This is a genomic window from Phenylobacterium conjunctum (assembly GCF_042679085.1).
Lineage (GTDB): Bacteria > Pseudomonadota > Alphaproteobacteria > Caulobacterales > Caulobacteraceae > Phenylobacterium > Phenylobacterium conjunctum.
Genome location: NZ_JBHTLQ010000037.1, coordinates 1 through 22,039, shown reverse-complemented (window position 1 = coordinate 22,039; position 22,039 = coordinate 1). Strand labels below are relative to the sequence as shown.

The window sequence follows — 22,039 nt, the reverse complement described above, 5'->3', positions numbered from 1 at the left end:
CCTTGTTTTCCCTGTGGACCCCGGACTCATACCGGCCGGGACTCCGACAATCTAGGTTCGATGCCGCAGAGCGTAAGTGCGCTCAAGTTACGGTTAGGTCACCCTGGGCGCAGCATGGCGACCGATCTTGGGCGCAATCGTGTCATCCTTGGGCGGACGAGGTGTCCGATGACGTCTCGGCGGCCAGAGCCTCGAGCCGCGCCGCCTCTTCCGGACTGAGCTCGGGCTCCTCGGCCGCACGCCGCCGGCGCAGGTTCACCGCCAGCAAGGCCCCGCCCAGCACCACTACCGCAAAGGGCGCGCCCCACAGGGCCGCATTGCCCCAGGAGATCGCCGGCTTCAGCAGCACGAACTCGCCATAGCGCGAGACCAGATAGGCCCGAACCTCCGCGTCCGACTTGCCGGTGGCGATCTCGTCGCGGACCAGCTTGCGCAGGTCGCTGGCCAGCTCGGCCTGCGAATCGTCGATCGACTCGTTCTGGCAGACCAGGCAGCGCACTTCGCGGAACAGGGCCCGGGCGCGGGCCTCCTGGGCCGGATCGGCCAGGCGCTCGGCCGGATCGGAGGCCGCCGCCAGGCAGAGCACTGCGCCCAGGATCGCCAGGGCGCGCCTCATGCCGGCTTCTCCGACCGCTTGCCGACGCCCAGGCGCAACCGCCGGTCGGACAGGGAGACGAAGCCGCCCAGAGCCATGATCACCGGACCTAGGAAGATCAGCAGGGCGAAGGGGTTCCAATAGGCGCGCACCAGCCACACCGGCGGCTCGCCCGCAGTCAGACGGCGTTCGCCCAGCACGACATAGAGGTGGTCGACCCCATGGGTGCAGATCGCGACTTCCGAGGTGGTCTGGCCGCCGGCCGGATAGAACCGCCGCTCGGGCGTGGCCACGCACAGGGTCTTGCCGTCCTTCACCGCCGGAATAGTCCCGCGTTCGGCGTCATAGTTCGGGCCGTCGACGCCCTGGATCTTCTCCAGGGTCAGCTCATAGGCGCCGACCTTGAGCTGGCCGCCCAGGCGCAGGGTCTCGGCGGCTTCCACCCTCCATCCGGTCTCGGCGCAGGCCCCGATGACGAAGACGCCCAGGCCCAGGTGGGCCAGCGTCATGCCCCAGGCGCCGCGCGGCAGGCCGACCAGGCGCCGGCGGGTCTCCGCCAGGTCGCCCTTGAAGGCCCGGACCCGCTCGGCCAGCTCGGTCAGGGCGCCGGCGATCAGCCACACGCCCAGGCCGACGCCCGCGCAGGCGAAGGCCTTCTTCGGATCGACCAGGGCGTAGGAAACGACGCCCGCGGACACCGCGATCCCGGCCGCCAGGGTCAGGCGCTGGGCCACGCCCTTGGCGTCGGCGCGCTTCCACGACAACAGCGGACCAGCCGGCAGCAGCAACAGCATGGCCACCATCAGCGGCGTGAAGGTCAGGTTGAAATAGGGCGGCCCCACCGAGATGGACTCTCCCGTCGCCGCCTCCCGGATCAGCGGGAACAGGGTGCCCAGCAGCACGGTGGCCGTGGCCGCGGCCAGGAGGATGTTGTTCAGCACCAGGGCGCTTTCCCGGCTGACCGGGGCGAACAGGCCGCCAGGCGCCAGGCTGGGCGCGCGCCAGGCGAACAGCAGGAAGCCCGCGCCCGCGGTCACGCCCAGGATCATCAGCAGCAGCACCCCACGGGTCGGATCGACGGCAAAGGCGTGCACCGAGGTCAGGACGCCGGAGCGCACCAGGAAGGCGCCCAGCATCGAGAAGGTGAAGGCCGCCATGGCCAGGAACACCGTCCAGCCGGACAGGGCGCCGCGCTTCTCCGTGACGATGGCCGAATGCAGCAGGGCCGCGGCGATCAGCCAGGGCATGAAGCTGGCGTTCTCCACCGGGTCCCAGAACCACCAGCCGCCCCAGCCCAGCTCGTAATAGGCCCAGAAGGCGCCCAGGGTGATGCCGAGGGTCAGAAGCGCCCAGGCCGCCAGGGCCCAGGGCCGAACCCAACGCGCCCAGGCCGCGTCCACCCGGCCCTCGACCAGGGCAGCGACGGCGAAGGAGAACACCACCGACATGCCCACATAGCCCGCATAGAGAAACGGCGGGTGCACCGCGAGCGCGGGGTCCTGCAGCAGCGGATTGAGCGAACGGCCCTCCACCGGCACGTCCAGCAGGCGCACGAAGGGGTTGGAGGCGAAGACCGTATAGGCCAGGAACACCGTGCCCAGCGCGCCTTGCGTCGCCACGACCACGGCCTTGAGCCCCATCGGCAGGCCCTTGCGGAAGATCGCCACCGACCCGCCGAAACCGGTCAGGGCCAGGCACCACAAGAGCATCGAGCCCTCATGGCTGCCCCAGGTCGCCGCCACCCGATAGAGCAGCGGCTTTTCGGAATGCGAGTTGGCCGCGACATTGGCCACCGAGAAGTCCGAGGTGACGAAGGCGTGCATCAGGGCCGCGAAGGCCAGGGTCACCGAGACGAAGGCGGCCATCGCCGCCCCCTCCCCTGCGCCCGTCAGCACGAGGGACCGACGCCAGCGGCCAACGCCGGACAGCACCGCCTGGGCCAACGACAGGGCTAGCCCCAGGACGAGGGCGAAACCTCCGAACTCGTCGATCATGAGGGGGTCTTCTGGTAGACGGCCTTCTCGCCGTCGCCGCGCCATTCGCCCTGTTCTTTCAGGGCCTTGGACACTTCGCGCGGCATGTAGCGCTCATCGTGCTTGGCCAGCACCTGCTTGGCCTTGAACACGCCGTCGCCCTGGAAGTGGCCCGTGGCGACGATGCCCTGCCCTTCGCGGAACAGGTCCGGCAGGTCGCCCTGATAGGAGACCAGGGCCTTGGCGGTCTGGTCGGCGACCACGAACTCGACGCGGCCGTCGGAGTGCTTGCGCACGCTGCCGGTGGCCACCAGGCCGCCCAGCTGGATCGACCGGCCCGGCGGCGGCTTGGCCGCCTGCGCCTGGGACGGGGTGTAGAAGTACGAGATCGAGTCCCGCAGGCCCCAGAGGGTCAGGCCGACGGCCAGCGCCAGCACCGGGGCGATCGCGGCGATCAGGGTCAGGCGGCGACGCGCCTTGGGGGACTTCGGCAACCAGCTCATTTCATAGGCTCGGTCTTGGCCGCGGCGTCGAGCTCGGCCTGGATGGCCGGCTTGCCCGCGAATTGCTTGCGCGCCTGGGCCAGCGCGGCGTCACGTTTGGCGGTCTCGCCCAGAACTGCATAGGACCGCACCAGGCGCACCCACCCCTCGGCGTCGTCAGGCTGGCCCTCCAGCCGCGCCGCCAGGGAGGCGACCATGCCACGGATCATCTCCAGCTGACCGCCAGCCGGGGCCCCGGCCATGGCCGGGGTCTCGGCCTGGGCGTCCCGGATGGTCTGGGCCAGGGTCTGCCGCCGTTCGTCATTGGCCGGCAGGTCGGCCATCAACGCGCGCCAGTCGGCGATCCCGCCGGCCTTGTCCCCGGCGATCACCTTGGACCGGGCCAGGTGGAAGCGGGCGCTGATCGCCTTGGGATCGCGCTTCAGAGCCTCGCGGAAGGCGTTGTCGGCCTCGGGCGAAGGCTGGCCGCCGTTCTCGCTGACCAGGGACTGGCCCAGCAGTTCCCAAAGGTCGGCGCGCTGGGGCGCCAGGGTGATGGCGTGGCGCAGGGCCCGGCCGGCCTGGGACGGGTTCTCGGCCGCGCCCTCTGCCAGAGCGAGATAGCGGAAGGCCTCAGGGTCGTTGGGCCGCTCCTTGGTCACCTGGCGCAGCACGGCCGCCAGGGCCTGCGGCGGCAAGGTCTGTAGATCGGCGTTGCGCCAGGCGGTCAGCCGCTTGTGCAGCGGGGCGTCCGCATAGCCTGGGCTGCCGATGACCAGATAGAGCCCCAGGGCCGCGATCGGCGCCAGGGCGGCGGCGGCCAGGGCGATGCGCCGGTCCTTCGGATCCTGCGACCAGTCGGCGGCGGTATGGTCGGCGGCGGACAGCAACCGGCGGCCGGCCTCGGCGTGGGCGGTGCGCTGTTCTTCCTCGCCGATCAGGCCCCGCTGGGCCAGGTCGTCGATCTCCGCCAGCTGTCGACGATAGACCGCCAGCGTCGGATCCTCGGACCCGACGGCGCTCGCCGCCCGCGCGGCGCGAAGCAGGACAAGAACGGCTGCGACAGCCGCCAGAAGGCCGGTCGCCGCCCAGAACGCGATCATGCGGGGGCTTTAGCGGAATCGCGGGCCGGATGCGAGGGGGCGAAGCGCCTCCGCGACGATCAGTCGGCGATATCTTCCACCGGGGCGGGGGTCTGCGACTTGGCCTGGTCAACGGCCACCGAGGCCCGGCGGCGGATAATGTCCCCGGCCCGCGGCTCGCGGATCAGGGTCGCGCACTCGGCGGCGACTTCCAGGTGTTCACGCGCCAGATCCGGATCACTGGTGAGACGCTCGCGCACCAGGGTCAGGGCGTCCTCCACATAGAGGTCCAGATTCTCGGCCGCCTTCTCCAGCACCTTGGCCCGCGTGGAGGCGAAGCCGCCATAGTTGGCGCTGGTGCGGATGCCCTCGACGAAGGTGAGCACGGCCAGGACCTTTTCGCGCGCCTTGCGGTCCGGCGCGGCGCCCAGCCTCGGCTGTTGCTTGGTCATGCGGCCGACCTTGACGCCCTCGGTGGGCAGGGCCGCCGCCAGCAGCTTTTCGACTTCGCGCAACCGGCCTTCGACGCAGGCGGCCAGCTGGCGCTTCTGCTTCTTCACCCGGCCGCCCCAGCCGCCCTCGGCGGCCAGTTCGATGCCCTGCTCCATCTCGGAGACCTGTCGGGTGATCAGCTCGACGACTTCGGCGGCGTGGACGCCGGCCTTGGTCCCGGCGTTCAGGTCGAACTGGGCGACGTGCACCAGGTTCTGGTCGATCAGGTCCATCAGCCGGAGGGCGAAGACGGACAATTCCGAGGCGGCCAGATAGCGCTCGCCGGGGTGGTCCATCACGGACGAGACCACCCGCATGATGGTCCAGGGCTCCGCCAGCTGGGCGGCCAGCATCTCGAAGAAGCGCGGTGCCGCATCGTCGGCGATGCTGATGGCGTCCTTATAGGCCAGGCGGGCGGCGGCGGCCCGCTCCTCGGTGGTGCGGCCGATCCAATCCGGCAGCCGGAAGGTGGCGGCGCGGACGATATGGCCGATGTCCAGGCAGGCGACGAGCGCATAGGTGCAGCCCGGGCGCGTGGCGTCGAGGACGTCGGCGGCGGCGATGAAGTCGCGGGTGCTCTGGTTGCGCAGGCCTTCGGCGGCGAGGGTCACCAGCCGGTCCAGCGAATCGGTCGGCGTCTCGTCCTGGCGGAAGTCGGCCATGGTCCGGGCCGCGGCGGCCACCTCGACCGGGTGGTCGGTCTTCAGCCCACGCCAGATCAGCGGCAGGGCCTTGGCCGGAAAGGTCAGCTTGTTGGGATTGCGGCCATCGCCGACGAACAGCGGGGCCACGGGGGACAGGACAGCATTGCGCAGGCGGCGGTCGGCGACCTCGGCCTCGACCAGCTGACGGACATCGGCCAGGGCGCTATCGCCGGCGGCGGCGGACAGGGCCGTCTGCAAGCCGCCGACAATCTTGTCAGGCGCCTGTTCCACCAGGGTGCGGACGATATCGATCTTGTGGCCCGACAGACCCGGCATATGGCGCTCCAGACCCGAGTCCTGTCGGGCCATGCCCCAACTTGGACGGAGCGGAGTTAAGGTTTTCCAAAGGCTAAGGCGGAGGCAGACCGGTGTTCCGCGACATTTTGTCGACCGTAGGTAATCAGGTCCCCGCGCGGGGCAACTCCAGGTCTACAGAAAGCCCGCCCATCCGGGACTCGCCCAGCTTCAGGACCCCGCCATAGGCGCGCGCGAGTTCATCAATGATGTTGAGACCCAGGCCAGAGCCGGGCGCCGATTCATCCAGCCGCGCGCCCCGCCGCAGGGCGGCTTCCCGCCCCTCCGGCGTCAGGCCCGGCCCGTCGTCCTCGATCACCAGCCGCAGGCGCTCCGCCCCCAGCTCGTCGGCCCGCACCCGCACCCGGCCGCGGCACCATTTGCAGCCGTTCTCCATGGCGTTGCCGGCCAGCTCCAGCAGGTCCTGGCGCTCGCCTTGGAAGTAGAGGTCGTCGGCGGCGTCCCAGTCGATGCTGACGCCCTTGTCCTGGAAGATCCGCTCCAGGGTCCGCGACAGCTCGTCCAGCACCTCGGCCACCGAGGTCCGCTCGCCGGACCCTTGCGTACGCGCCGCCGCCCGCGCCCGGCGCAGATGGTGGTCCACCTGCATCCGCATGGCCTCGGCCTGGCGGGTCACCACGTCGGACAGCGGCCCGCCTTGCTGCCCGGCTTCCGTCAGCATCACTGACAAAGGCGTCTTCAGGGCGTGGGCCAGATTGCCCACATGGGTGCGCTGGCGCTCCACCACTTCCTGATTGTGCGCCATCAGGGCGTTGAGCTCGTCGGCCAGGGGCGTCAGTTCGCTGGGATAGGCGCCCACCACCCGCTCGGCCGATCCCCGCCGCACCCGGGCGATCTCGCGGCGCAGGGCGAACAGCGGGTTCAGGCCCACCCTCACCTGGATCACCACCGCCGCCATCAGCCCGACGCCCAGCAACAGGAAGACCACCGCCGTGGCGGCGATGAAACTGCGGATGTCGCGGTCCACCGGGCTGCGGTCCTCGGCGGCCATGAAGATCACCGGCGCCTCGCGGCCCGGCAGCTTGGCCTGGCTGATCATCGCCCGCAGGGGCTCATCCAGCGGCCCCTTGGTCTCATAGGACACGGGCTTGCCGGGATCGGCGGCCAGCTCGGCCGCCACCCCGACCGGGGTTTTCAGTTCGCTGTCCCACAGGGAGCGGGAGCGCACCAGTATATGGATGCGGCCGTCCGCTGTCGGTTCGGCCAGTTGCCAGTACTTGCCGGAATAGGCCCTAAGCGCGCGCAGGTCGGTGAGCGCGGGCGCCAGCACCTGGCCCTTCTCATTGACCGTCGCCCCGGCCACCAGGTTGTCGATCAGTTCGGACAGCCCCTGGTCAAAGCGGCGCAGGGCGGCCTGCTGGAACAACAGCGCAAAGACGATGGCCGAGACCAGCAGCACCGCGAGGCTCCACCCCGCGGCCAGGATCACCAGCCGCCGGACGAGCGAAGGACGGCGCAGGTCCTCGAGCTTCACCCGGCCGCGCCGCCAAGCTCATCAGCCGGCGCGGTCAGCCGGTAGCCAAGCCCCCGGACCGTATCGATCCGATCCGCGCCGATCTTCTTGCGCACCCGACCAATAAACACCTCGATGGTGTTGGAATCCCTGTCGAAATCCTGGTCGTACAGGTGCTCGACCAGCTCCGTGCGGCTGATCACCCGGCCCTGGTGCATGATCATGTAGTGCAGCAGCCGGTACTCCAGCGAAGTCAGTCGCAGGGGCTCGCCATTGACGCTGGCCCGGGCCGCGCGGGGGTCGAGCCTCAGGCCGCCGCAGGACAGGCTGGGCGCCGCATGGCCGGCCGAGCGGCGCAGCAGGGCGCGCAGGCGGGCCAGAAGCTCCTCGGTGTGGAACGGCTTGGTCAGGTAGTCGTCGGCGCCGGCGTCGAACCCGGCCACCTTCTCGCTCCAGGCGCCGCGGGCGGTGAGGATCAGCACCGGAGTGGCGACGTTCTCCCGCCGCCAGCGCTCCAGCACCGAGACCCCGTCCACCTTGGGCAGGCCCAGGTCCAGGATCACCGCGTCATAGGGCTCGGTCTCTCCCAGGAACTGGGCTTCCTCGCCGTCGGGGGCGTGATCCACCGCATAGCCGGCGTCAGCCAGCGCCGTCTTGAGCTGGCGCGACAGGTCCGGATCGTCCTCGACCAACAGGATGCGCATGCGGTTCCTCGAAGCTCGCTCAGCCGCCCTGGCGGCCGACCACGGCGCCGCTTTCGGCGTCGACGATGAAGATGATGACCCGATTGTCCGGGGTCTGCCACTGGACGAAATAGGCGGGCCGGCCACGATAGTCGCCCATGGTGGTGTTCAGTTGGCGGCCCTGGACGCCCGAGCCGCGGATGGCGGCGATGACCTGGCCCAGCGAGACCTGCCGGCCGCCACGCACCGCGTCACGGGCCTGGTCCTGGTCGCCGCGGCCGGCGCCATAGGAGGGTCGGCCATAGTCCGGCCAGCCCTGGGCGAGCGCGCCGGTCGGCCCGGCGAGGGCCGGGATCGCGATGGCGAGGATGGCGAGATAACGCTTCATGTCGGCCTGACTAGCGGCCCCTCACTGAACCCAAGCTGAATGGCCGGTTTATGGAGGCGCTGCGGCGTCCTGTCACGTCCGCTCAACCAGGCCGGCGCCTGGGGGCGTAGGGGCGCTCGCTGCGCCAGCGTTCGGCGAAGGCCTCCAGCTCGGAATCGGGCGCCTCGGGCAGCATCAGCACGATCTTGGCGATCAGGTCGCCGCGCTTGCCGCCGGCCAGGGCCAGGCCCTTTCCCTTGAGCCGCAGCGACTGGCCGCTGTTGGCGCCCTTGGGCACGGTCAGGGTCACGGCGCCGTCCGGGGTCGGGGCCTGGACCTTGCCGCCCAGCACCGCGTCCGGGACCGAGACCGGCAGGTCCATCACCAACGCATCGCCCTCGCGGCGGAACACCGGATGCGGCTTGAGCACCAGCTCGATCAGCGCGTCGCCCGCGCCGCTGCGGCCCGACTGGCCCTGGCCCTTCAGCCGCAGGGTCTGGCCGTCCTCGGCGCCCTTGGGGATGGTCACGTCCAGGGTACGGCCATCGGAGAAGGCGATGCGCTTCTTGCCGCCGTGGATCGCCTCTTCCAGGTCGATCTCCAGCTTGGCCCGCACATCGGCGCCCCGCTGGGAAAAGCCCCCGAAGCCGCCGCCCGAGCCGCCGTTGCGGCCGCGCCCCAGGATGTCGCCGAACAGGTCGGAGATATCGATATTGTCAAAGCCTTCGGACCGGCCAGGGCTCCAGCCCTGCGAGAACCCGCCCTGCCCGCCGAACGGCCCGCCGCCGCCGCCAAAGCCGCGCATGGTCTCGCGCCCGTCGGCGTCGATCTCGCCGGCGTCGAACTTCTTCTTCTTTTCCGGATCGCCCAGAATGTCGAAGGCCGCGCTCACGCGCTTGAACTTCTCCTCCGACGCCTTGTTGCCCGGATTGGTGTCCGGATGGTGCTGCTTGGCGAGCTTCCGGAACGCCTTGCGGATCTCGTCGGCGCTGGCGCCGCGGGACACACCCAGTTCCTGATAGGGATCGCCGGCCAAGGAATAGCCCTTCTGATGCTGTGGAGACTCTGGGCCTCACTTAGGCGGTTTGGCCAGGGGCGCAAGACCGTTTGTTGCAAAAAAGCCACAGGCCTGCGACGGCTACTCCCGCCCGCGCTCGGCGACCAGGTCCCAGGCGGCGTAGTCCAACGCGTCGTCCGGGTCCTCCAGCGTATCCTCGTTGATGGTCTCGCCGCGCACCGAAACCCCGGCGGCGTGCACGGTTTCCGGGTCGCCGCTGATCAGCGGATGCCAGTCAGCCAGGCCCCGGCCCTCATAGATCCGGCGATAGGCGCACGACATCGGCATCCATTCCAGCGCCTCAATATTGTGCGGCGTCAGCTTGATGCAGTCCGGCACATGGCGCTTGCGGTCCGCATAGTTGGAACAGCGGCACTGGTCGGGGTCGAACAGCTTGCAATGCACGCGCGTGGGGATGATCTCGCCCGTGTCCTCATCCTCGAAGCGAACCAGACAGCAGAGGCCGCAGCCATCGCATAGGCTCTCCCACTCCTGGACGGTCATTTGTTCGAGGGATTTTGTTTCCCAGAAAGGTCTTATGGACATGTTAGGCAGCGTCCTAGACCATTCCCGAGCCGGCTCTCACTCGTTTTTTTAAGTCCCGTGTCCGACTGGAACCTCGAACCCTATCGCTTCCCGGACTCCAGGCCGACGCCGGCCGAGCCCGAGCCTGATCCCATCGAGGGGCCGGAGGAGACCTTCCGCGCCGACCTGCCGCGCGAGAAGCCGAAGAAGACAAAGCCGCCGAAGAAGGCCAAGGCGCCTAAGGCTCCCAAGCCCCCGAAGCCCCCCAAGCCGCCCCGCGGCGGCGGTCCCCGCGGCCCCATGCGCTGGGGCTGGGTGCTGTGGACCCTGGGGGTGCTGGTCACGGTGGGCCTGCTCGCCGCCCTGGGCGGGGCCATCTACATCCAGCGGACCTATCTGAAAGACATCCCGCCCCTGCCCTCGCGGGACCAGCTCTATGCGATCAACCGGGCGCCCGCGATCCGGTTCTTCGACAAGACCGGCGCCCAGATCGCGATCCGCGGTCCGAAGTACGGCGACCGGGTCAGCCTAAGCCAGCTGCCGGACTATGTGCCCAAGGCCTTCCTCGCCGCCGAGGACAAGCGCTTCTACCAGCACGGGCCGGTGGATCCGATGGGCATCGCCCGCGCCGCCGTCGCCAACTGGCGGGCCGGTCGGGTGGTCCAGGGCGGCTCGACCCTGTCGCAACAGCTGGCCAAAAGCCTGTTCCTGACCCCGGACCAGAACCTGAAGCGCAAGATCCAGGAGGCCGTCATGGCCACCCGCCTGGAAAAGGCGCTGACCAAGGACGAGATCCTCGAGCTCTACATCAACCGCACCTTCTTCGGGGCCAACACCTTCGGCATCGACGGGGCCAGCCGCACCTATTTCGGCAAGCCGGCCAGCCAGCTGACCCTTTCGGAAGCCGCCCTCCTGGCCAGCCTGCCCAAGGCGCCCTCGCGCATGGCGCTGAACCGCAACATGGCCGGCGCCCTGGCCCGCCAGCGGCTGGTGCTGAATAACATGCGCGAAGAGAACTGGATCACCGACCAGGACCTCCAGGCCGCCATCGGCGACACGCCCAAGCTCAGCCCGACCGCCCTCGCGAACGACGGGGACATGGGCTACGCGCTCGACTTCGCCACCAACGAAGTCCTGAAGATCGTCGGCCCCAACTCGCCCGATCTGATGGTCCGCCTGACCATTGATCCGCGGCTGCAGGCCACCGGCGGCAATGTGCTGCGCCAGGTGGTGGGCTCGGCCGGCTCCAACGGCGGGGCCAGCCAAGGCGCCCTGTTCGCCATGTCCTCCGAGGGCGCGATCCGCGCCATGGTCGGCGGCCTCGACTATAACCAGAGCGTCTTCAACCGCGCGGTCCAGGCCAGGCGCCAGCCCGGCTCCAGCTTCAAGCCCCTGGTCTACGCCGCGGCCCTGGAAAAGGGCGTCATGCCCACCGACGTGCGGGTCGACGGCCCGGTGAAGTTCGGCGACTGGGAACCGGAAAACTATGGCGGCGGCTATCGCGGCGCGGTGACCATCGAGACGGCGCTGGCCCTGTCCATCAACACCGTGGCGGTCAAGCTCGCCCAGGAGGCCGGCGGCCGCGCCATCAGCGAACTGGCCAGCCGCTTCGGCGTCACCACCCTGCCGCCCAATCCGGACCTGTCGGTGGCGCTCGGCGCCTATGAGGTGCCGCTGAACGAGATGGTCTCGGCCTTCCAGGTCTTCCAGACCGGCGGCAACCGCGTCACGCCCTACATCGTCGACGAGATCAAGACCGTGGACGGCGCCCAGGTCTACCTGCACCACACCTCGAACCCCGTGCCCGCCTACGACATCGCCAGGGCCAGCATGATGGTCAAGATGATGAAGAAGGTGATCGCCCCCGGCGGCACCGGCTCTCGCGCCGACTTCGGCCGCCCGGCCGCGGGCAAGACCGGCACCAGCCAGAACTGGCGCGACGCCTGGTTCATCGGCTTCACCCCCGACTACATCGCCGGCGTCTGGGTGGGCAATGACGACGAAAAGCCCATGAACCGCCTGACCGGCGGCGTGGTCTCGGCCGAGATCTGGCGCAAGTTCATGATGGTGGCGCACGAGACCCTGCCGGCCCGCGACTTCGACTGGCTGCTGCCCGACCCGGTCCCGGAGACCGAGGCCGACCCCCGCAACGCCTTCTATGACGAGCTGTCCTCCGACTTCGCCGCCGCCGCCCGCGAGGCCCAGGCCTCGACCCCCGAGACCCCGGACGAGACGCAGGACAAGCCGGCCGAGGACATTCCCTTCTAGGAACAGGCTTGATCCGCCGCCGCACCCCGCTATGTCGGGGCGCACATGAAGCCGCCTGTTCTCGCCCTGAAGGACGTCCGTCTCGCCGACGGGCCCAAGATGCTGTTCGACGGCGTCGATCTGGGGCTGGAGCCGCGCAGCCGCGCCTGCCTCGTGGGCCGAAACGGGGCCGGCAAGTCGACCCTGCTCAAGGTGCTGGTGGGCCAGATCCAGGCGGATGAGGGCGAGCGCGTCGTCACGCCGGGCGTCCGCATCGCCTATGTGCCGCAGGAGCCGGACATCACCGGCCCAACCGTCCTCGACTACGCCACGGCCGGCGGCGCGGCGCCGCACGAGGCCGAAGCCGCCCTGGCCCTGTTCGGTCTTGACCCCGCCAAGTCCAGCGCCGGCCTGTCCGGCGGCGAGATCCGCCGCGCCGCCCTGTCGCGCGCCTTCGCCGAGGATCCGGACGTCCTGTTGCTGGACGAGCCGACCAACCACCTGGATATCCTGGCCATCGAGACCCTGGAGGCCGAGATCGCCGCCAGCCGGGCGGCCATGCTGATCATCAGCCACGACCGCGCCTTCCTGGAACGCACCACCGGCCGCTGCTTCTGGCTGGAGCACCGCAAGGTGCGCCGCCTGGAGAAGGGCTTCGGCGCCTTCGACGACTGGGTCGAGCGCATCCTGGCCGCCGAGGCCGAGGAAGCGCGGCGCCTGGACAAGCAGCTGGAGCGCGAGGAGCACTGGCTGCGCCGGGGCGTCACCGCCCGCCGGGCCCGCAACGAGGGCCGCCGCCGCGCCCTGCTGGACCTGCGCGAGCAGAAGAAGGCCCTGATGCGCGAGCAGCGCGGCGATATGACCATGGCCATCGCCTCGTCCGGCGTCTCCGGCAAGCGGGTGGTCGAGGTCAAGGGCGTCGCCAAGGCGTTCGGCGACCGCACCCTCCTGAAGCCCTTCTCCACCCGCATCCTGCGCGGCGACCGGGTGGCCATCGTCGGTCCCAATGGCGCCGGCAAAACGACCCTGGTGAAGATCCTGCTGGGCGAGCTCGCGCCTGACGCCGGCGAGGTGAAGCTCGGGGCCAATCTCGACATCGCCTATATCGACCAGGCCCGCGCCGACCTGAAGCCGGACATGATGCTGCGCGACGTGCTCACCCCGTTGGGCGGCGACCAGGTCATGGTGCGCGGCCAGGTCAAGCACGTAGCGGCCTACGCCAAAGAGTTCCTGTTCACCGACCAGCAGATCCGCCAGCCGGTGCGCAGCCTGTCGGGCGGGGAGCGCAACCGCCTGCTGCTGGCCCGCGCCCTGGCGACGCCGGCCAACCTGATCGTGCTGGACGAGCCGACCAATGACCTGGACATGGACACCCTCGACCTGCTCGAGGAGATCCTGGCCGACTATGAGGGCACCCTGATCCTGGTCAGCCACGACCGCGACTTCGTCGACCGCCTGGCCAGCTCGACCATCGCCCTCAACGGCCGCGGCGACGCGGTGGAGACGCCGGGCGGCTGGCAGGACTTCCTGGCCCAGAACCCCGGCTTCTTCCGCGCCATCGACCTGGCCTCGCCCACGCCCGCCCCGAAGCCGGCGGCGCCCAAGCCCGAACCCGCCAAGCCGACCAAGCTGTCCTACAAGGACCAGCGCCGGCTGCAGGAGCTGGACGGCCTGATCGCCGCCCTGCCCGGCCAGATCGCCAAGCTGGAGACCCAGCTCGCCGACCCCAACCTCTACGCCCGCGACCGCGCCGGCTTCGACAAGATCAACGCCGCCCTGGAAAAGGCCCGCGACGACCTCTCGTCCGCCGAAGAAGAATGGCTGGAGCTGGAGGAACGCCGCGAGGCCCTGGCGAAGTAGGACCACGGTCCTTGGTGCGGCGGATGCGGCTGACGCTGCTTGGGACACAAAGGGCGCGAAGGACCACAAAGGACACAAAGGCGCGCTGCGCGCGCAACAGCCTCGGGGTGCCGGCGCCGGTCGGCCTGGAGCCCTTCGTGATCTTCCCTAGCTTCGTGCCCTTTGTGTCCGAATACGGCCTCGCCGCCGGCGAGGCGCGGGCAGAAAGGACCAGGTCGCTGAACCTGTGGACAAGTCCACGACGCTGACTTTTCAGGGAAATCCGCCCAAGAGTCCCAAGCGATCCACAGGCTTTGCACCGGATCGCGGCGACTTGCGCACAAGGGGTCGAAGTCGGGCGGTTGCTTCATACCGGGTTCGGTGGGAACGTCAAGGCGTCGAGAGGGACCGCGGCGCGGCCCGGGACGGAAAGCCGGAAACGGCCCCCCACCGGGAGAACGAGCGGGAGGTTCGAGGCAAAGGTTCGGTCCTGGGGCGACCCGGGACGGAGGCCAGCTCAGGACACTGGACGGTGACGGAAACCAGCGGGGCGACCCGCGAACGAAAGTCAGGTCCGACCTAGCGACCCAGATCCCCCAACGGATCTGAATAGAGGGCGGTGTCACGGGCGACCGGGACGCCGCCCTCTTCCTATGGGCCTGCATCCGCTCCCAAGCCTGATTGCCTTCGCCTGAAAGCCCATTAGGCTCCGCGTCCATGTTCATTCGGGACTCGGCCATGACCAGCTTGCGTATTCTCGCCGTCGCCGCCCTCGCCGCCCTCGTGGCCGCCTGTTCACCCGGCAAGAAGGAGGTCACGCCCCCCGCCGGCCAGGTGACCATTCGCTTCGCCACCGACTGGAAGGCCCAGGCCGAGCACGGCGGCTTCTACGAGGCCCTGGCCAGCGGCGAATACGCCAAGCGCGGCCTGAACGTGGAGATCATCCAGGGCGGTCCCGGCGTGAACGTGCCACAGCTCCTGGCCTCAGGCGCCGTCGACGCCGGCATGGGCTCCAACAGCTTCATCGCCCTGAACCTCGCCCAGGAAGGCGTGCCGGTGAAGGCCGTCGCGGCGATGATGCAGAAGGACCCCCAGGTCCTCATCGCCCACCCCGACCAGGGCATCAATTCCATCGCCGACCTGAAGGGCCACCCGATCCTGTTGTCGGACGCCTCGGTCACCGCCTTCTGGGTGTGGCTGAAGTCCAAGTACGGCTTCAGCGACGACCAGATCCGCAAGTACACCTTCAACTCCGCGCCCTTCCTGGCCGACAAGAAGGTCGCCCAGCAGGGCTATGTGACGTCCGAGCCCTACACCCTGGAGAAGGAGGCCGGCCTCAAGCCACAGGTCTTCCTGCTGGCCGACAACGGCTATCCCTCCTATGCGACCATGATCCTGGTCCCCGACAGCCTGATCGCCAAGAACCCGGCCGCCGTCCGCGCCTTCGTGGAGGCCAGCGCCAAGGGCTGGCACGACTATCTCTATGGCGACCCAAAGCCGGCCGACGCCCTGATCCGCAAGGACAATCCGGAAATGTCCCAGGACCTGCTGGATCAGGCCCGCGAGAAGATGCGCACCTACGGCATCATCGACGGCGGCGACGCCAAGGAGAAGGGCATCGGCGTGATGACCGACGCCCGCTGGGCCGAGTTCGCCAACATGGCCATCAGCCAGGGCGTCTATCCCAAGACCCTGGACGTCAAGAAGGCCTACACCCTCGAGTTCACGACACCGTCGGTGAAATGACTTCATCCTCCCCCGTTCCACGGGGGAGGATTAGCTTTTTCTCCTCCCCCTCCTGCGGGGGAGGGGGACCCCGAAGGGGTGGAGGGGGTGTCGCGGGCGCAGATTTTCCACCCAACCGCGCAACCCCGCGCGCCGAAAATCCGTACACCCACCGGCTCCGCGCAACTCTTGGCGTGACGCGCGGCTTCGCCATGGATATGCGGGTTCAAGAACGCCACCCGGGGAGGGGCTAAAGTGACCGTTGCGTCGCTCGAAACTGTCGAGGTCGACTATCCCCGGCGCGGCCGCGCCCTGGGTCCCTTCAGCCTGAGCCTGGAGGCCGGCGGGATCACCGCCCTGGTCGGCCCCTCGGGCTGCGGCAAGTCCACCGCCCTGCGGCTGCTGGCCGGCCTTGAGGGCCCTACGCGCGGGACGGTCCAGCGCGCCGCCGGGCGCGGCGAGACCTCGGTGGTGTTCCAGGCCCCGACCCTGGCCCCCTGGCTCACCGCGCGCGAGAACGTCGCCCTGCCGCTCGAACTGTCGGGCGTTCCGCGCGAGACCGCCCGCGCCCTGGCCACCGAGGCCCTGGCCCGCGTGGGTCTCAAGGGCGCCGAGGACGCCCGGCCCGCCCAGCTGTCCGGCGGCATGGCCATGCGCGCCTCGCTGGCCCGCGCCCTGGTGACCAATCCGCGCCTGCTGCTCCTGGATGAGCCCTTCGCCGCCCTGGACGAGATCACCCGCCGCACCCTGGCCGACGACGTGCTCGCCCTGTGGCGCGAGACCAAACCGGCTATCGTCTTCGTCACCCACAATGTGGAAGAGGCCTGCTACATGGCCGACCGCGTGGTGGTGATCACCCGCGGGCCGGGCCGCATCGCCGGCGAGGTGCGCATCGACGCGCAGCTTCCCCGGCCTGCCGGCTTCCGCGCCACCGACGTCTTCCGCCAAGCCTCCGAACAGGTCTCAAGCCTGCTGGCCGCCGGCGCGGAGATGGCCGCGTGAACCGCCTCGCCGACGCCCTCGCCCCCTTCGCCCTGATCGCCCTCTTGCTGGGGGCCTGGGAGGCCGCCTGCCGGATCACCGGCGTGCCGGCCTACTTCCTGCCGCCGCCCTCGGCCGTGGCCGCGGCCATCGTCCAGGATCTGCCGAGCCTGGCCGCCGCGGCCTGGAACACCCTGGCCGTGGCCCTGATCGCCCTGGTCATCGCCAGCCTCACGGCCCAGGCGGTCGCCCTGCTGGTGGGCTTAAGCCCGCTGATCGAGAAGGCGGTCCGGCCGCTCGCCTCCACCTTGCAGGTCACGCCGGTGGTCGCCATCGCCCCCCTGGTGCTGATCTGGGCCGGCATCGACCATCCAGAACGCGCCGTGGTGGCCCTCGCGGTCCTGGTCGCCTTCTTTCCGATCTTCTCCGGCGCCGTCACCGGCCTGAAGTCCGCCGATCCGGACCTGGAGCGGCTGTTCGACCTTTATGGCGCGACGCGGCTGCAGCGGGTCCTGCGCCTGCGCCTGCCAGCCTCCGTCCCCTTCCTGCTGGAAGGCCACAAGGTGGGCGCGGGCCTTGCCATCATCGGCGCCGTGGTGGCCGAGTTCGGGGCCGGGTCCGGCGGCATCCGGGGGCTGGCCTGGCGGATCCTCGACGCCGGCAACAAGCTGCAGACCGCCAAGATGATCGCCGCCCTGGTGGTGCTGGCGGTGATGGGCGTCGCCCTGCACGCCCTGCTCGACCGATTGGAGCGCGCGGGCCTCGCCTGGTGGCGCGGACGTTAGCGGAGGGTTAAGGGGCCAGGCCTAGCCTCTCGGGGCCATGCGCCATTTCCTCGTTCTCGCCGCTGTGTTCGCGAGCGCGGCTCCCGCCGCCGCCAGCGACCGCTATGGCGATACCCGCGGCGTCCAAGTGGCGGATCAGACCCCACAACAGGCCCTCGGCGGCCGCACCCTGTCCTGGGCCAACAAGACCGCCGCCCAGGCCGGCGCGCCTGTCGCCTACGCCGCGCCCGAACCCCTGGCCCTGGCCGGCCAGTACATGCGCGGCCGCAGCAGCGGCGGATCGCGTCTCGACAGCCTGCCGCCGCCCCCCGGCCACTCCCAGCGGACGGCCTCGGTCTACGCCCCCGGCTACCAGCCGTTCACGCCGCAGGAGCCCTATCGGCCCCAGGCCGCGCCGCGCCCCGCGACCGCCCAGACGACCCCGCCTCCCGCGGCTCCAGCCCCGCCGCCCGTCGCCGCACAGTCCGGCCTGCCCACCAGCCTCTATTCCCCGCCGCCCGCGGACGCCGCCATCGGCCGCCCGCAGCAGATCGCCGAAGCCACGTCGCTGACCGCACCGGTCGCCGCCGGCGTCGGCGAGGGCTCGCGCCTGTATTCAGTGCATCGCGGCTATGGCCTGGCGCCCGACGCGATCCCCACGCCCCAGGGCGACCACTATGTGCTGATCGGTCCGCCGGATTCAGGCTCGCCTGACCCTGGCCTGGCCGGCGGCCCGCCGAACGATGACAACGACACGCCCAATGACGGGCGACCCTACTGAGCCGATCATGCCGACGACCAAGCTTCACGACCTGATCGCCCTCGCCCAGGAGCCCTCGAGCTCCCGCCGCCGCGAACTGCTGCGCGGCGTCACCGACCTGTTCTTCACCGCCGCGGATCCCCGCGCCACCTCGGAGATGTCGCTGTTCGACGACATCATGACCCAACTGGCCGGCGAGATGGAGGAAGCGGTCCGCATCGAGCTCGCCCAGCGGATCGGCGGGGCCGAGCCCGCGCCGGTGGGCCTCGTCCGCACCCTGGCCCAGGACGCCTCCATCGCGGTGGCGAGCCCGGTGCTGCAGAACTCAACGGCCCTGACCGACGAAGACCTGCTGAGCGTCGCCCAGACCCGCGGCCAGGATCACCTGCGCGCCATCTCCCGCCGCGCCGTGGTCTCGGAAGCCGTCTCCGAGGTGATCGTCAAGCGGGGCGATGACGTCACCGTCGGCGCCCTCCTGGCCAATGAGGGCGCGCGCCTGTCCCGGGAGACCCACGAGGCGGTGATCGACCGCGCGGCCGAGAACCCGGCCCTGCAGGAGGCGGTGATCACCCGCCAGTCCCTGCCCATCGACCTGCTCAACGAGATGTACTTCATCGTCGAGGCGAGGCTGCGCGACCGGATCCTGGCCCGCAACGCCGAGCTCGACCCCGCCGCCCTCGACGCCGCCCTGGCCGTCGGCCGCAAGCAGGTGGCCGCCCGCGACGGGACCCTGCCCCCGGACTATGAGGACGCTGAGCGCGCCATCCGGGTGATGAAGGCCCGCGGCGCCATCACCCCGCCAGTGCTGGCCTCCATGCTGCGCAATGGCGAGACGACCCGCTTCCTGGTCGCCCTGTGCGAGCTGGCGGACATCGACTTCCACACCGCCCGGCGGATCCTGGAGCGGCACGAACTGGACGCCCTGTCCATTGTCTGCAAGGCGGCCGATTTCGACCGGTCCCTGTACCTGACCTTCGCCGTGCTGATCCTCGACCGCGAGGACAACGCCATGGGCCGGGCCCGCGAATACGGCGCCCTCTACGAGGCCCTGCCCCGCGAAGCCGCCCAACGCACCATCCGCTTCTGGCGCCTGCGCCGCCAGACCGGCGACGTGGCGGCGGCTTAGCCCCTCAAATCGTCATGGCCGGGCTTGTCCCGGCCACCCATGAACACCGTAGGGGCCGAAGAGGCGCGGGCTGCGCCGCTGCGGGCCTATCCGAACATCAGGCGCGTATGGGTGGCCGGGACAAGCCCGGCCATGACGGCCTAGTGGGCGGGCGCGGGAGCGGCCGCCATGTCGAAGCGCAGCGGAATCCTGACCCGAGCTCCCACCGTCGGAAGTCCCTCCATGGTCCAGACGGTCATCTTGAAATAGGGCGAAAGCCCCAGGGCGGCGGGGCCAAACCCTCGGTCCGCCGGGTCCTCGCTCACCACCTTGCAGTCCGTGGTCGACCCATCAGGACCGATCAAGCAGTCGAGCGTCACCCTGATCTGACCTGGCGTGCTGCTTTTGGGCATCGCGGCCGACAGCTGCTCACGGCTCGGCAGCTTCACCCAGGTCGGCTTGCCCACGGCCGGCGGCGCAGAGGCGTCGAGCATCTCCAGGGGGAAGCTGACCGTGATCTGGGCGTAGGCGCCCTTGGTGGAGGGCAGGCTCGGCGCCGAGGGCGGCGCGACGAACTTCGGGACCAATGTCTTGGCGGCCGTCGAGAAACCCATGCCGATCGGCGCTTCGGAAATCACCGCGCAGCGCTTGAGTTCTCCGGTGTCGATGACTGAGCAATTGAGCACCGCCCTGCCCGCCACGCCCTTGGCCCTGGCCCGCTCCGGAAAGGCCGCGGCGACCTCCGCATAGGTCGGCGCCGCCTGCATCAGCACCCCCGGCAGGACGGCCCGCATCAGCTCGGGTTCCTTGGAAGGCGTAAAGCTGGGGAAGGTGACGGGCAGGCGCACATTGCCTTCGACCGGGGTGCCGTTCAGCGTCGCTGGCTTCATCTGGATCTGCGAGACCAAAGCCAGGGCGGCGCCGCCGAACCCGGCGCCCGCGGGAGACTCCTGCAGCACCTTGCAGGTCGTCAGGTCGCCGCGGATCGTCACGACGCAGCCGAGCAGCGCCTTGCCGCCTTCCCCTTTGCGCAAGGCCTCCTTGGGCCAGACGCCCATCAGGTCGTCGGAGGTCGGCCTCTTCAGCCAGTCCGCCGGAACATAGCCGGGCTGCTTTTCGTCAGGTGCTTCGGCCGCCATCGCGGCGGTGGCCAGCCCCAGGGCGACGAGGCCCGCAAGAAGCCCCCTCACTTCGCGGCCGCCTGGTCGGTCACCTGTTGCAGGTCATAGCGGATCGGGACGCGCACGGTGCCGCCCACCACCGGGCGGCCGTCGGTCCCCCAGAGCTTCACGCGGAAGGTGGGCGCCAGCGGCAGGGTCGCGGCGCCGAAGCCGTAGCCCGCCGGGTCCTCGCTGGCGACGCCGCAGCCGGTCAGGCCGCCGTCCGGCGCCACGGTGCAGGTCATCACGACCTTGGCCTTCAGCACGCCGGCCTTGGAGGCGGCGTCCGGAAAGGCCGCCTGGAACTGGGCGGGCGTCGGCAGGGCCGTCCACAGGGGCTGGGCGACCTTGGCCTGGTCCAGCATGTCGGGGGCGAAATTAATCACCAGGTTGGTGTGGCTGCCGGCGATGGTGCGGCCATTGCTCAGCTCCGTCGGGCCGACGAAGCCCTGGGCCACCTTGCGGGCCGCGGCGCCGAATCCCTGCCCGGCCGGCTTCTCGCTCAGGACATCGCACCTGCCGAGTTGGCCGGAGGCCAGGAAGGGGCAGTCGAGCTCCACCCGCCCGCCAACCTTGGCGGCTTTGGGACCTTCCGGATAGGCCGCCACGAAGTCGGCGAAGCTGGGAGCCTTGAACCAGGGCGGGTCCGGCAGGGCGGCGGCCTGCGCCGCCATCGGCCCAAGCGCCAGGGCGACAAAGCCCAGGCCGAAACGCATAGAGATCATCAAGCAAGCCCTCCCAACTCGCCCTATGCTTGCACGGCGCGGGCGAGGTGGGAAGCCGCCGATCAGCCTGCGGCGGGTCGCAGGCGCGGCGTGGGCCCTAGGCGTTCCAGGGCCTCGGCGGCGATGACGCTCAAGGAGCGCATGCCCTGTTCGGAAAAGACCTCGAGGGCGGCGGTGAGCGCCGTCGCGGCGGCGGCGCGTTCGCCACGGTCGCGGCCGGTGATGTCCAGGCGGGCCTCGTACAGCCGGGCTAGGTTCACCTGCAGCAGGGCCCAGGCCGACGGATCGCGGGCCGGCGACAGGTTGGTCAGCTCGATGCGGAACGCCGTCTCGGCGGCGTCCAGCACCGCCAGGTCGCCGGTCAACTCCGCGGACCTGGCCAGGCACAGGGCCCGGTTGGAGGCCACCGCCGCGCGCAGCGGCAAGGCCGGCAAGTCCTTCAGCACCAGGGCCGCGCGGTCGTAGCAGGTCACCGCCTGCTCATAGGCGCGCTCGCTGGCGCCGGCTTCGCCCAGGGCCTGCAGCCCCTGGGCCAGGGCCGCCTGCACCCGCGCCCAGTCCAGGGGGCTGTGCTCGCGGCTGACATCGTTCAGGACATCGGCCAGGGCGTTGACCGCCTCGGCCAGGGGTTCGATCTCTCCGCCGATCTCGCCCAACAGGGCCATGGCCTGGCCCCGGGCGGCGGAGGCGCGCGCCCAGCTCACCGGTTCATAGGCCGGGTCCAGCCCGTCGGCGGCCAGCTCGGCCTCGTTCAGCGCCTGTTGCAGCAGGTCGCGATCCTTCAGGCGCGCGCCCCAGCCCAGCAGCAGGTCGCAACGCACCAGCCGGGCCTCAACCGCCAGCAGCCGCGCGGCGCGGCAGCGGCGGGTCAGGGTCTTCAGGCCGACAATGGGGGTCGAGAAGCGGGCCGCGGTCACCCGGGCCAGCTGGGCGTCGCCGTCGGCCATGCGGGCGCGGCCCTCAATGGCGGCGATACCGACCTCGGCCAGCGGCAGGGCCAGGCCG

At 70.3% G+C, this 22,039-nt stretch carries 19 protein-coding genes and 1 pseudogene; 7 read left to right on the top strand and 13 right to left on the bottom strand.

The genetic code is table 11. The features are described from left to right. Positions 1 to 142: 142 nt before the first annotated feature. From ACFQ27_RS15025 to ACFQ27_RS14980, 10 genes are all read right to left on the bottom strand, one after another. Positions 143 to 616: a cytochrome c-type biogenesis protein gene (locus ACFQ27_RS15025; RefSeq protein ID WP_377354157.1), complete on the bottom strand. Its 474-nt coding sequence runs from the start codon at positions 614 to 616 to the stop codon at positions 143 to 145. After that, the gene (locus ACFQ27_RS15020; protein ID WP_377354156.1) at positions 613 to 2,589 is read right to left on the bottom strand and encodes a heme lyase CcmF/NrfE family subunit; all 1,977 of its coding nucleotides are present in this window, start codon (positions 2,587 to 2,589) and stop codon (positions 613 to 615) included. The genes ACFQ27_RS15025 and ACFQ27_RS15020 overlap by 4 nt, the downstream gene beginning before the upstream one ends. Further along, positions 2,586 to 3,071: a cytochrome c maturation protein CcmE gene (gene ccmE, locus ACFQ27_RS15015; protein WP_377354155.1), complete on the bottom strand. Its 486-nt coding sequence runs from the start codon at positions 3,069 to 3,071 to the stop codon at positions 2,586 to 2,588. Before ccmE ends, ACFQ27_RS15020 begins: the two co-directional genes overlap by 4 nt. After that, positions 3,068 to 4,153, bottom strand: a complete 1,086-nt coding sequence (ccmI, locus tag ACFQ27_RS15010) for a c-type cytochrome biogenesis protein CcmI (RefSeq protein ID WP_377354154.1) — start codon at positions 4,151 to 4,153, stop codon at positions 3,068 to 3,070. The genes ccmE and ccmI overlap by 4 nt, the downstream gene beginning before the upstream one ends. Before the next feature lie 59 nt (positions 4,154 to 4,212). Next, positions 4,213 to 5,604 carry a hypothetical protein gene (locus tag ACFQ27_RS15005; protein WP_377354153.1) on the bottom strand — a complete coding sequence of 464 codons (1,392 nt, stop codon included), beginning with the start codon at positions 5,602 to 5,604 and terminating at the stop codon, positions 4,213 to 4,215. Positions 5,605 to 5,728: 124 nt separating this feature from the next. After that, positions 5,729 to 7,117: a sensor histidine kinase gene (locus ACFQ27_RS15000; RefSeq protein WP_377354152.1), complete on the bottom strand. Its 1,389-nt coding sequence runs from the start codon at positions 7,115 to 7,117 to the stop codon at positions 5,729 to 5,731. After that, positions 7,114 to 7,800 carry a response regulator transcription factor gene (locus ACFQ27_RS14995; protein WP_374347094.1) on the bottom strand — a complete coding sequence of 229 codons (687 nt, stop codon included), beginning with the start codon at positions 7,798 to 7,800 and terminating at the stop codon, positions 7,114 to 7,116. The genes ACFQ27_RS15000 and ACFQ27_RS14995 overlap by 4 nt, the downstream gene beginning before the upstream one ends. Before the next feature lie 19 nt (positions 7,801 to 7,819). Beyond that, a complete protein-coding gene (locus tag ACFQ27_RS14990) occupies positions 7,820 to 8,167 on the bottom strand; it encodes a PepSY domain-containing protein (RefSeq protein WP_374347092.1) in 348 nt (115 codons plus the stop codon). A gap of 82 nt (positions 8,168 to 8,249) precedes the next feature. Further along, positions 8,250 to 9,182, bottom strand: a complete 933-nt coding sequence (locus ACFQ27_RS14985) for a DnaJ C-terminal domain-containing protein (RefSeq protein WP_374347090.1) — start codon at positions 9,180 to 9,182, stop codon at positions 8,250 to 8,252. A 102-nt stretch (positions 9,183 to 9,284) separates the two neighbouring features. After that, complete coding sequence (locus ACFQ27_RS14980; RefSeq protein WP_374347088.1) at positions 9,285 to 9,749, bottom strand: YcgN family cysteine cluster protein; 465 nt, start codon at positions 9,747 to 9,749, stop codon at positions 9,285 to 9,287. Between the two features lie 57 nt (positions 9,750 to 9,806). Here ACFQ27_RS14980 and pbpC point away from each other — a divergent pair, with 57 nt between their 5' ends. The 7 genes from pbpC to ACFQ27_RS14945 all read left to right on the top strand — a co-directional run bounded on the left by pbpC (position 9,807) and on the right by ACFQ27_RS14945 (position 19,170). After that, a complete protein-coding gene (gene pbpC, locus ACFQ27_RS14975) occupies positions 9,807 to 11,996 on the top strand; it encodes a multimodular transpeptidase-transglycosylase PbpC (RefSeq protein ID WP_377354150.1) in 2,190 nt (729 codons plus the stop codon). Positions 11,997 to 12,041: 45 nt separating this feature from the next. After that, positions 12,042 to 13,835 carry an ABC-F family ATP-binding cassette domain-containing protein gene (locus ACFQ27_RS14970; RefSeq protein WP_377354148.1) on the top strand — a complete coding sequence of 598 codons (1,794 nt, stop codon included), beginning with the start codon at positions 12,042 to 12,044 and terminating at the stop codon, positions 13,833 to 13,835. A gap of 717 nt (positions 13,836 to 14,552) precedes the next feature. Next, entirely contained in the window at positions 14,553 to 15,560 is a 1,008-nt protein-coding gene (locus ACFQ27_RS14965) for an ABC transporter substrate-binding protein (RefSeq protein WP_374347082.1), read from the top strand. 234 nt (positions 15,561 to 15,794) lie between these two features. After that, entirely contained in the window at positions 15,795 to 16,541 is a 747-nt protein-coding gene (locus tag ACFQ27_RS14960) for an ABC transporter ATP-binding protein (protein ID WP_377354147.1), read from the top strand. Continuing rightward, positions 16,538 to 17,305, top strand: coding sequence for an ABC transporter permease (locus ACFQ27_RS14955; RefSeq protein WP_374347080.1), 768 nt, complete (start codon positions 16,538 to 16,540; stop codon positions 17,303 to 17,305). Before ACFQ27_RS14960 ends, ACFQ27_RS14955 begins: the two co-directional genes overlap by 4 nt. Positions 17,306 to 17,342: 37 nt before the next feature. Then, complete coding sequence (locus ACFQ27_RS14950) at positions 17,343 to 18,065, top strand: hypothetical protein (protein WP_377354146.1); 723 nt, start codon at positions 17,343 to 17,345, stop codon at positions 18,063 to 18,065. 7 nt (positions 18,066 to 18,072) lie between these two features. Continuing rightward, positions 18,073 to 19,170: a DUF2336 domain-containing protein gene (locus ACFQ27_RS14945; RefSeq protein WP_377354145.1), complete on the top strand. Its 1,098-nt coding sequence runs from the start codon at positions 18,073 to 18,075 to the stop codon at positions 19,168 to 19,170. A gap of 140 nt (positions 19,171 to 19,310) precedes the next feature. Here ACFQ27_RS14945 and ACFQ27_RS14940 read toward each other — a convergent pair whose 3' ends face one another. The 3 genes and pseudogenes from ACFQ27_RS14940 to ACFQ27_RS14930 all read right to left on the bottom strand — a co-directional run. After that, the gene (locus tag ACFQ27_RS14940; protein ID WP_377354144.1) at positions 19,311 to 20,339 is read right to left on the bottom strand and encodes a TonB family protein; all 1,029 of its coding nucleotides are present in this window, start codon (positions 20,337 to 20,339) and stop codon (positions 19,311 to 19,313) included. Beyond that, positions 20,336 to 21,034, bottom strand: a complete 699-nt coding sequence (locus ACFQ27_RS14935; RefSeq protein WP_377354142.1) for a hypothetical protein — start codon at positions 21,032 to 21,034, stop codon at positions 20,336 to 20,338. The genes ACFQ27_RS14940 and ACFQ27_RS14935 overlap by 4 nt, the downstream gene beginning before the upstream one ends. Before the next feature lie 62 nt (positions 21,035 to 21,096). Further along, a pseudogene (locus tag ACFQ27_RS14930) lies at positions 21,097 to 22,039 on the bottom strand (hypothetical protein); the annotation flags it as partial.

Excerpts from the sequence above, each read along its gene's own strand:
- ACFQ27_RS15025 (WP_377354157.1), bottom strand. The coding sequence starts at position 616 with ATGAGGCGCGCCCTGGCGATCCTGGGCGCAGTGCTCTGCCTGGCGGCG.
- ACFQ27_RS15020 (WP_377354156.1), bottom strand. The coding sequence starts at position 2,589 with ATGATCGACGAGTTCGGAGGTTTCGCCCTCGTCCTGGGGCTAGCCCTG.
- ccmE (WP_377354155.1), bottom strand. The coding sequence starts at position 3,071 with ATGAGCTGGTTGCCGAAGTCCCCCAAGGCGCGTCGCCGCCTGACCCTG.
- ccmI (WP_377354154.1), bottom strand. The coding sequence starts at position 4,153 with ATGATCGCGTTCTGGGCGGCGACCGGCCTTCTGGCGGCTGTCGCAGCC.
- ACFQ27_RS15005 (WP_377354153.1), bottom strand. The coding sequence starts at position 5,604 with ATGCCGGGTCTGTCGGGCCACAAGATCGATATCGTCCGCACCCTGGTG.
- ACFQ27_RS14995 (WP_374347094.1), bottom strand. The coding sequence starts at position 7,800 with ATGCGCATCCTGTTGGTCGAGGACGATCCGGACCTGTCGCGCCAGCTC.
- ACFQ27_RS14990 (WP_374347092.1), bottom strand. The coding sequence starts at position 8,167 with ATGAAGCGTTATCTCGCCATCCTCGCCATCGCGATCCCGGCCCTCGCC.
- ACFQ27_RS14980 (WP_374347088.1), bottom strand. The coding sequence starts at position 9,749 with ATGTCCATAAGACCTTTCTGGGAAACAAAATCCCTCGAACAAATGACC.
- ACFQ27_RS14970 (WP_377354148.1), top strand. The coding sequence starts at position 12,042 with ATGAAGCCGCCTGTTCTCGCCCTGAAGGACGTCCGTCTCGCCGACGGG.
- ACFQ27_RS14965 (WP_374347082.1), top strand. The coding sequence starts at position 14,553 with ATGACCAGCTTGCGTATTCTCGCCGTCGCCGCCCTCGCCGCCCTCGTG.
- ACFQ27_RS14950 (WP_377354146.1), top strand. The coding sequence starts at position 17,343 with ATGCGCCATTTCCTCGTTCTCGCCGCTGTGTTCGCGAGCGCGGCTCCC.
- ACFQ27_RS14945 (WP_377354145.1), top strand. The coding sequence starts at position 18,073 with ATGCCGACGACCAAGCTTCACGACCTGATCGCCCTCGCCCAGGAGCCC.
- ACFQ27_RS14935 (WP_377354142.1), bottom strand. The coding sequence starts at position 21,034 with ATGATCTCTATGCGTTTCGGCCTGGGCTTTGTCGCCCTGGCGCTTGGG.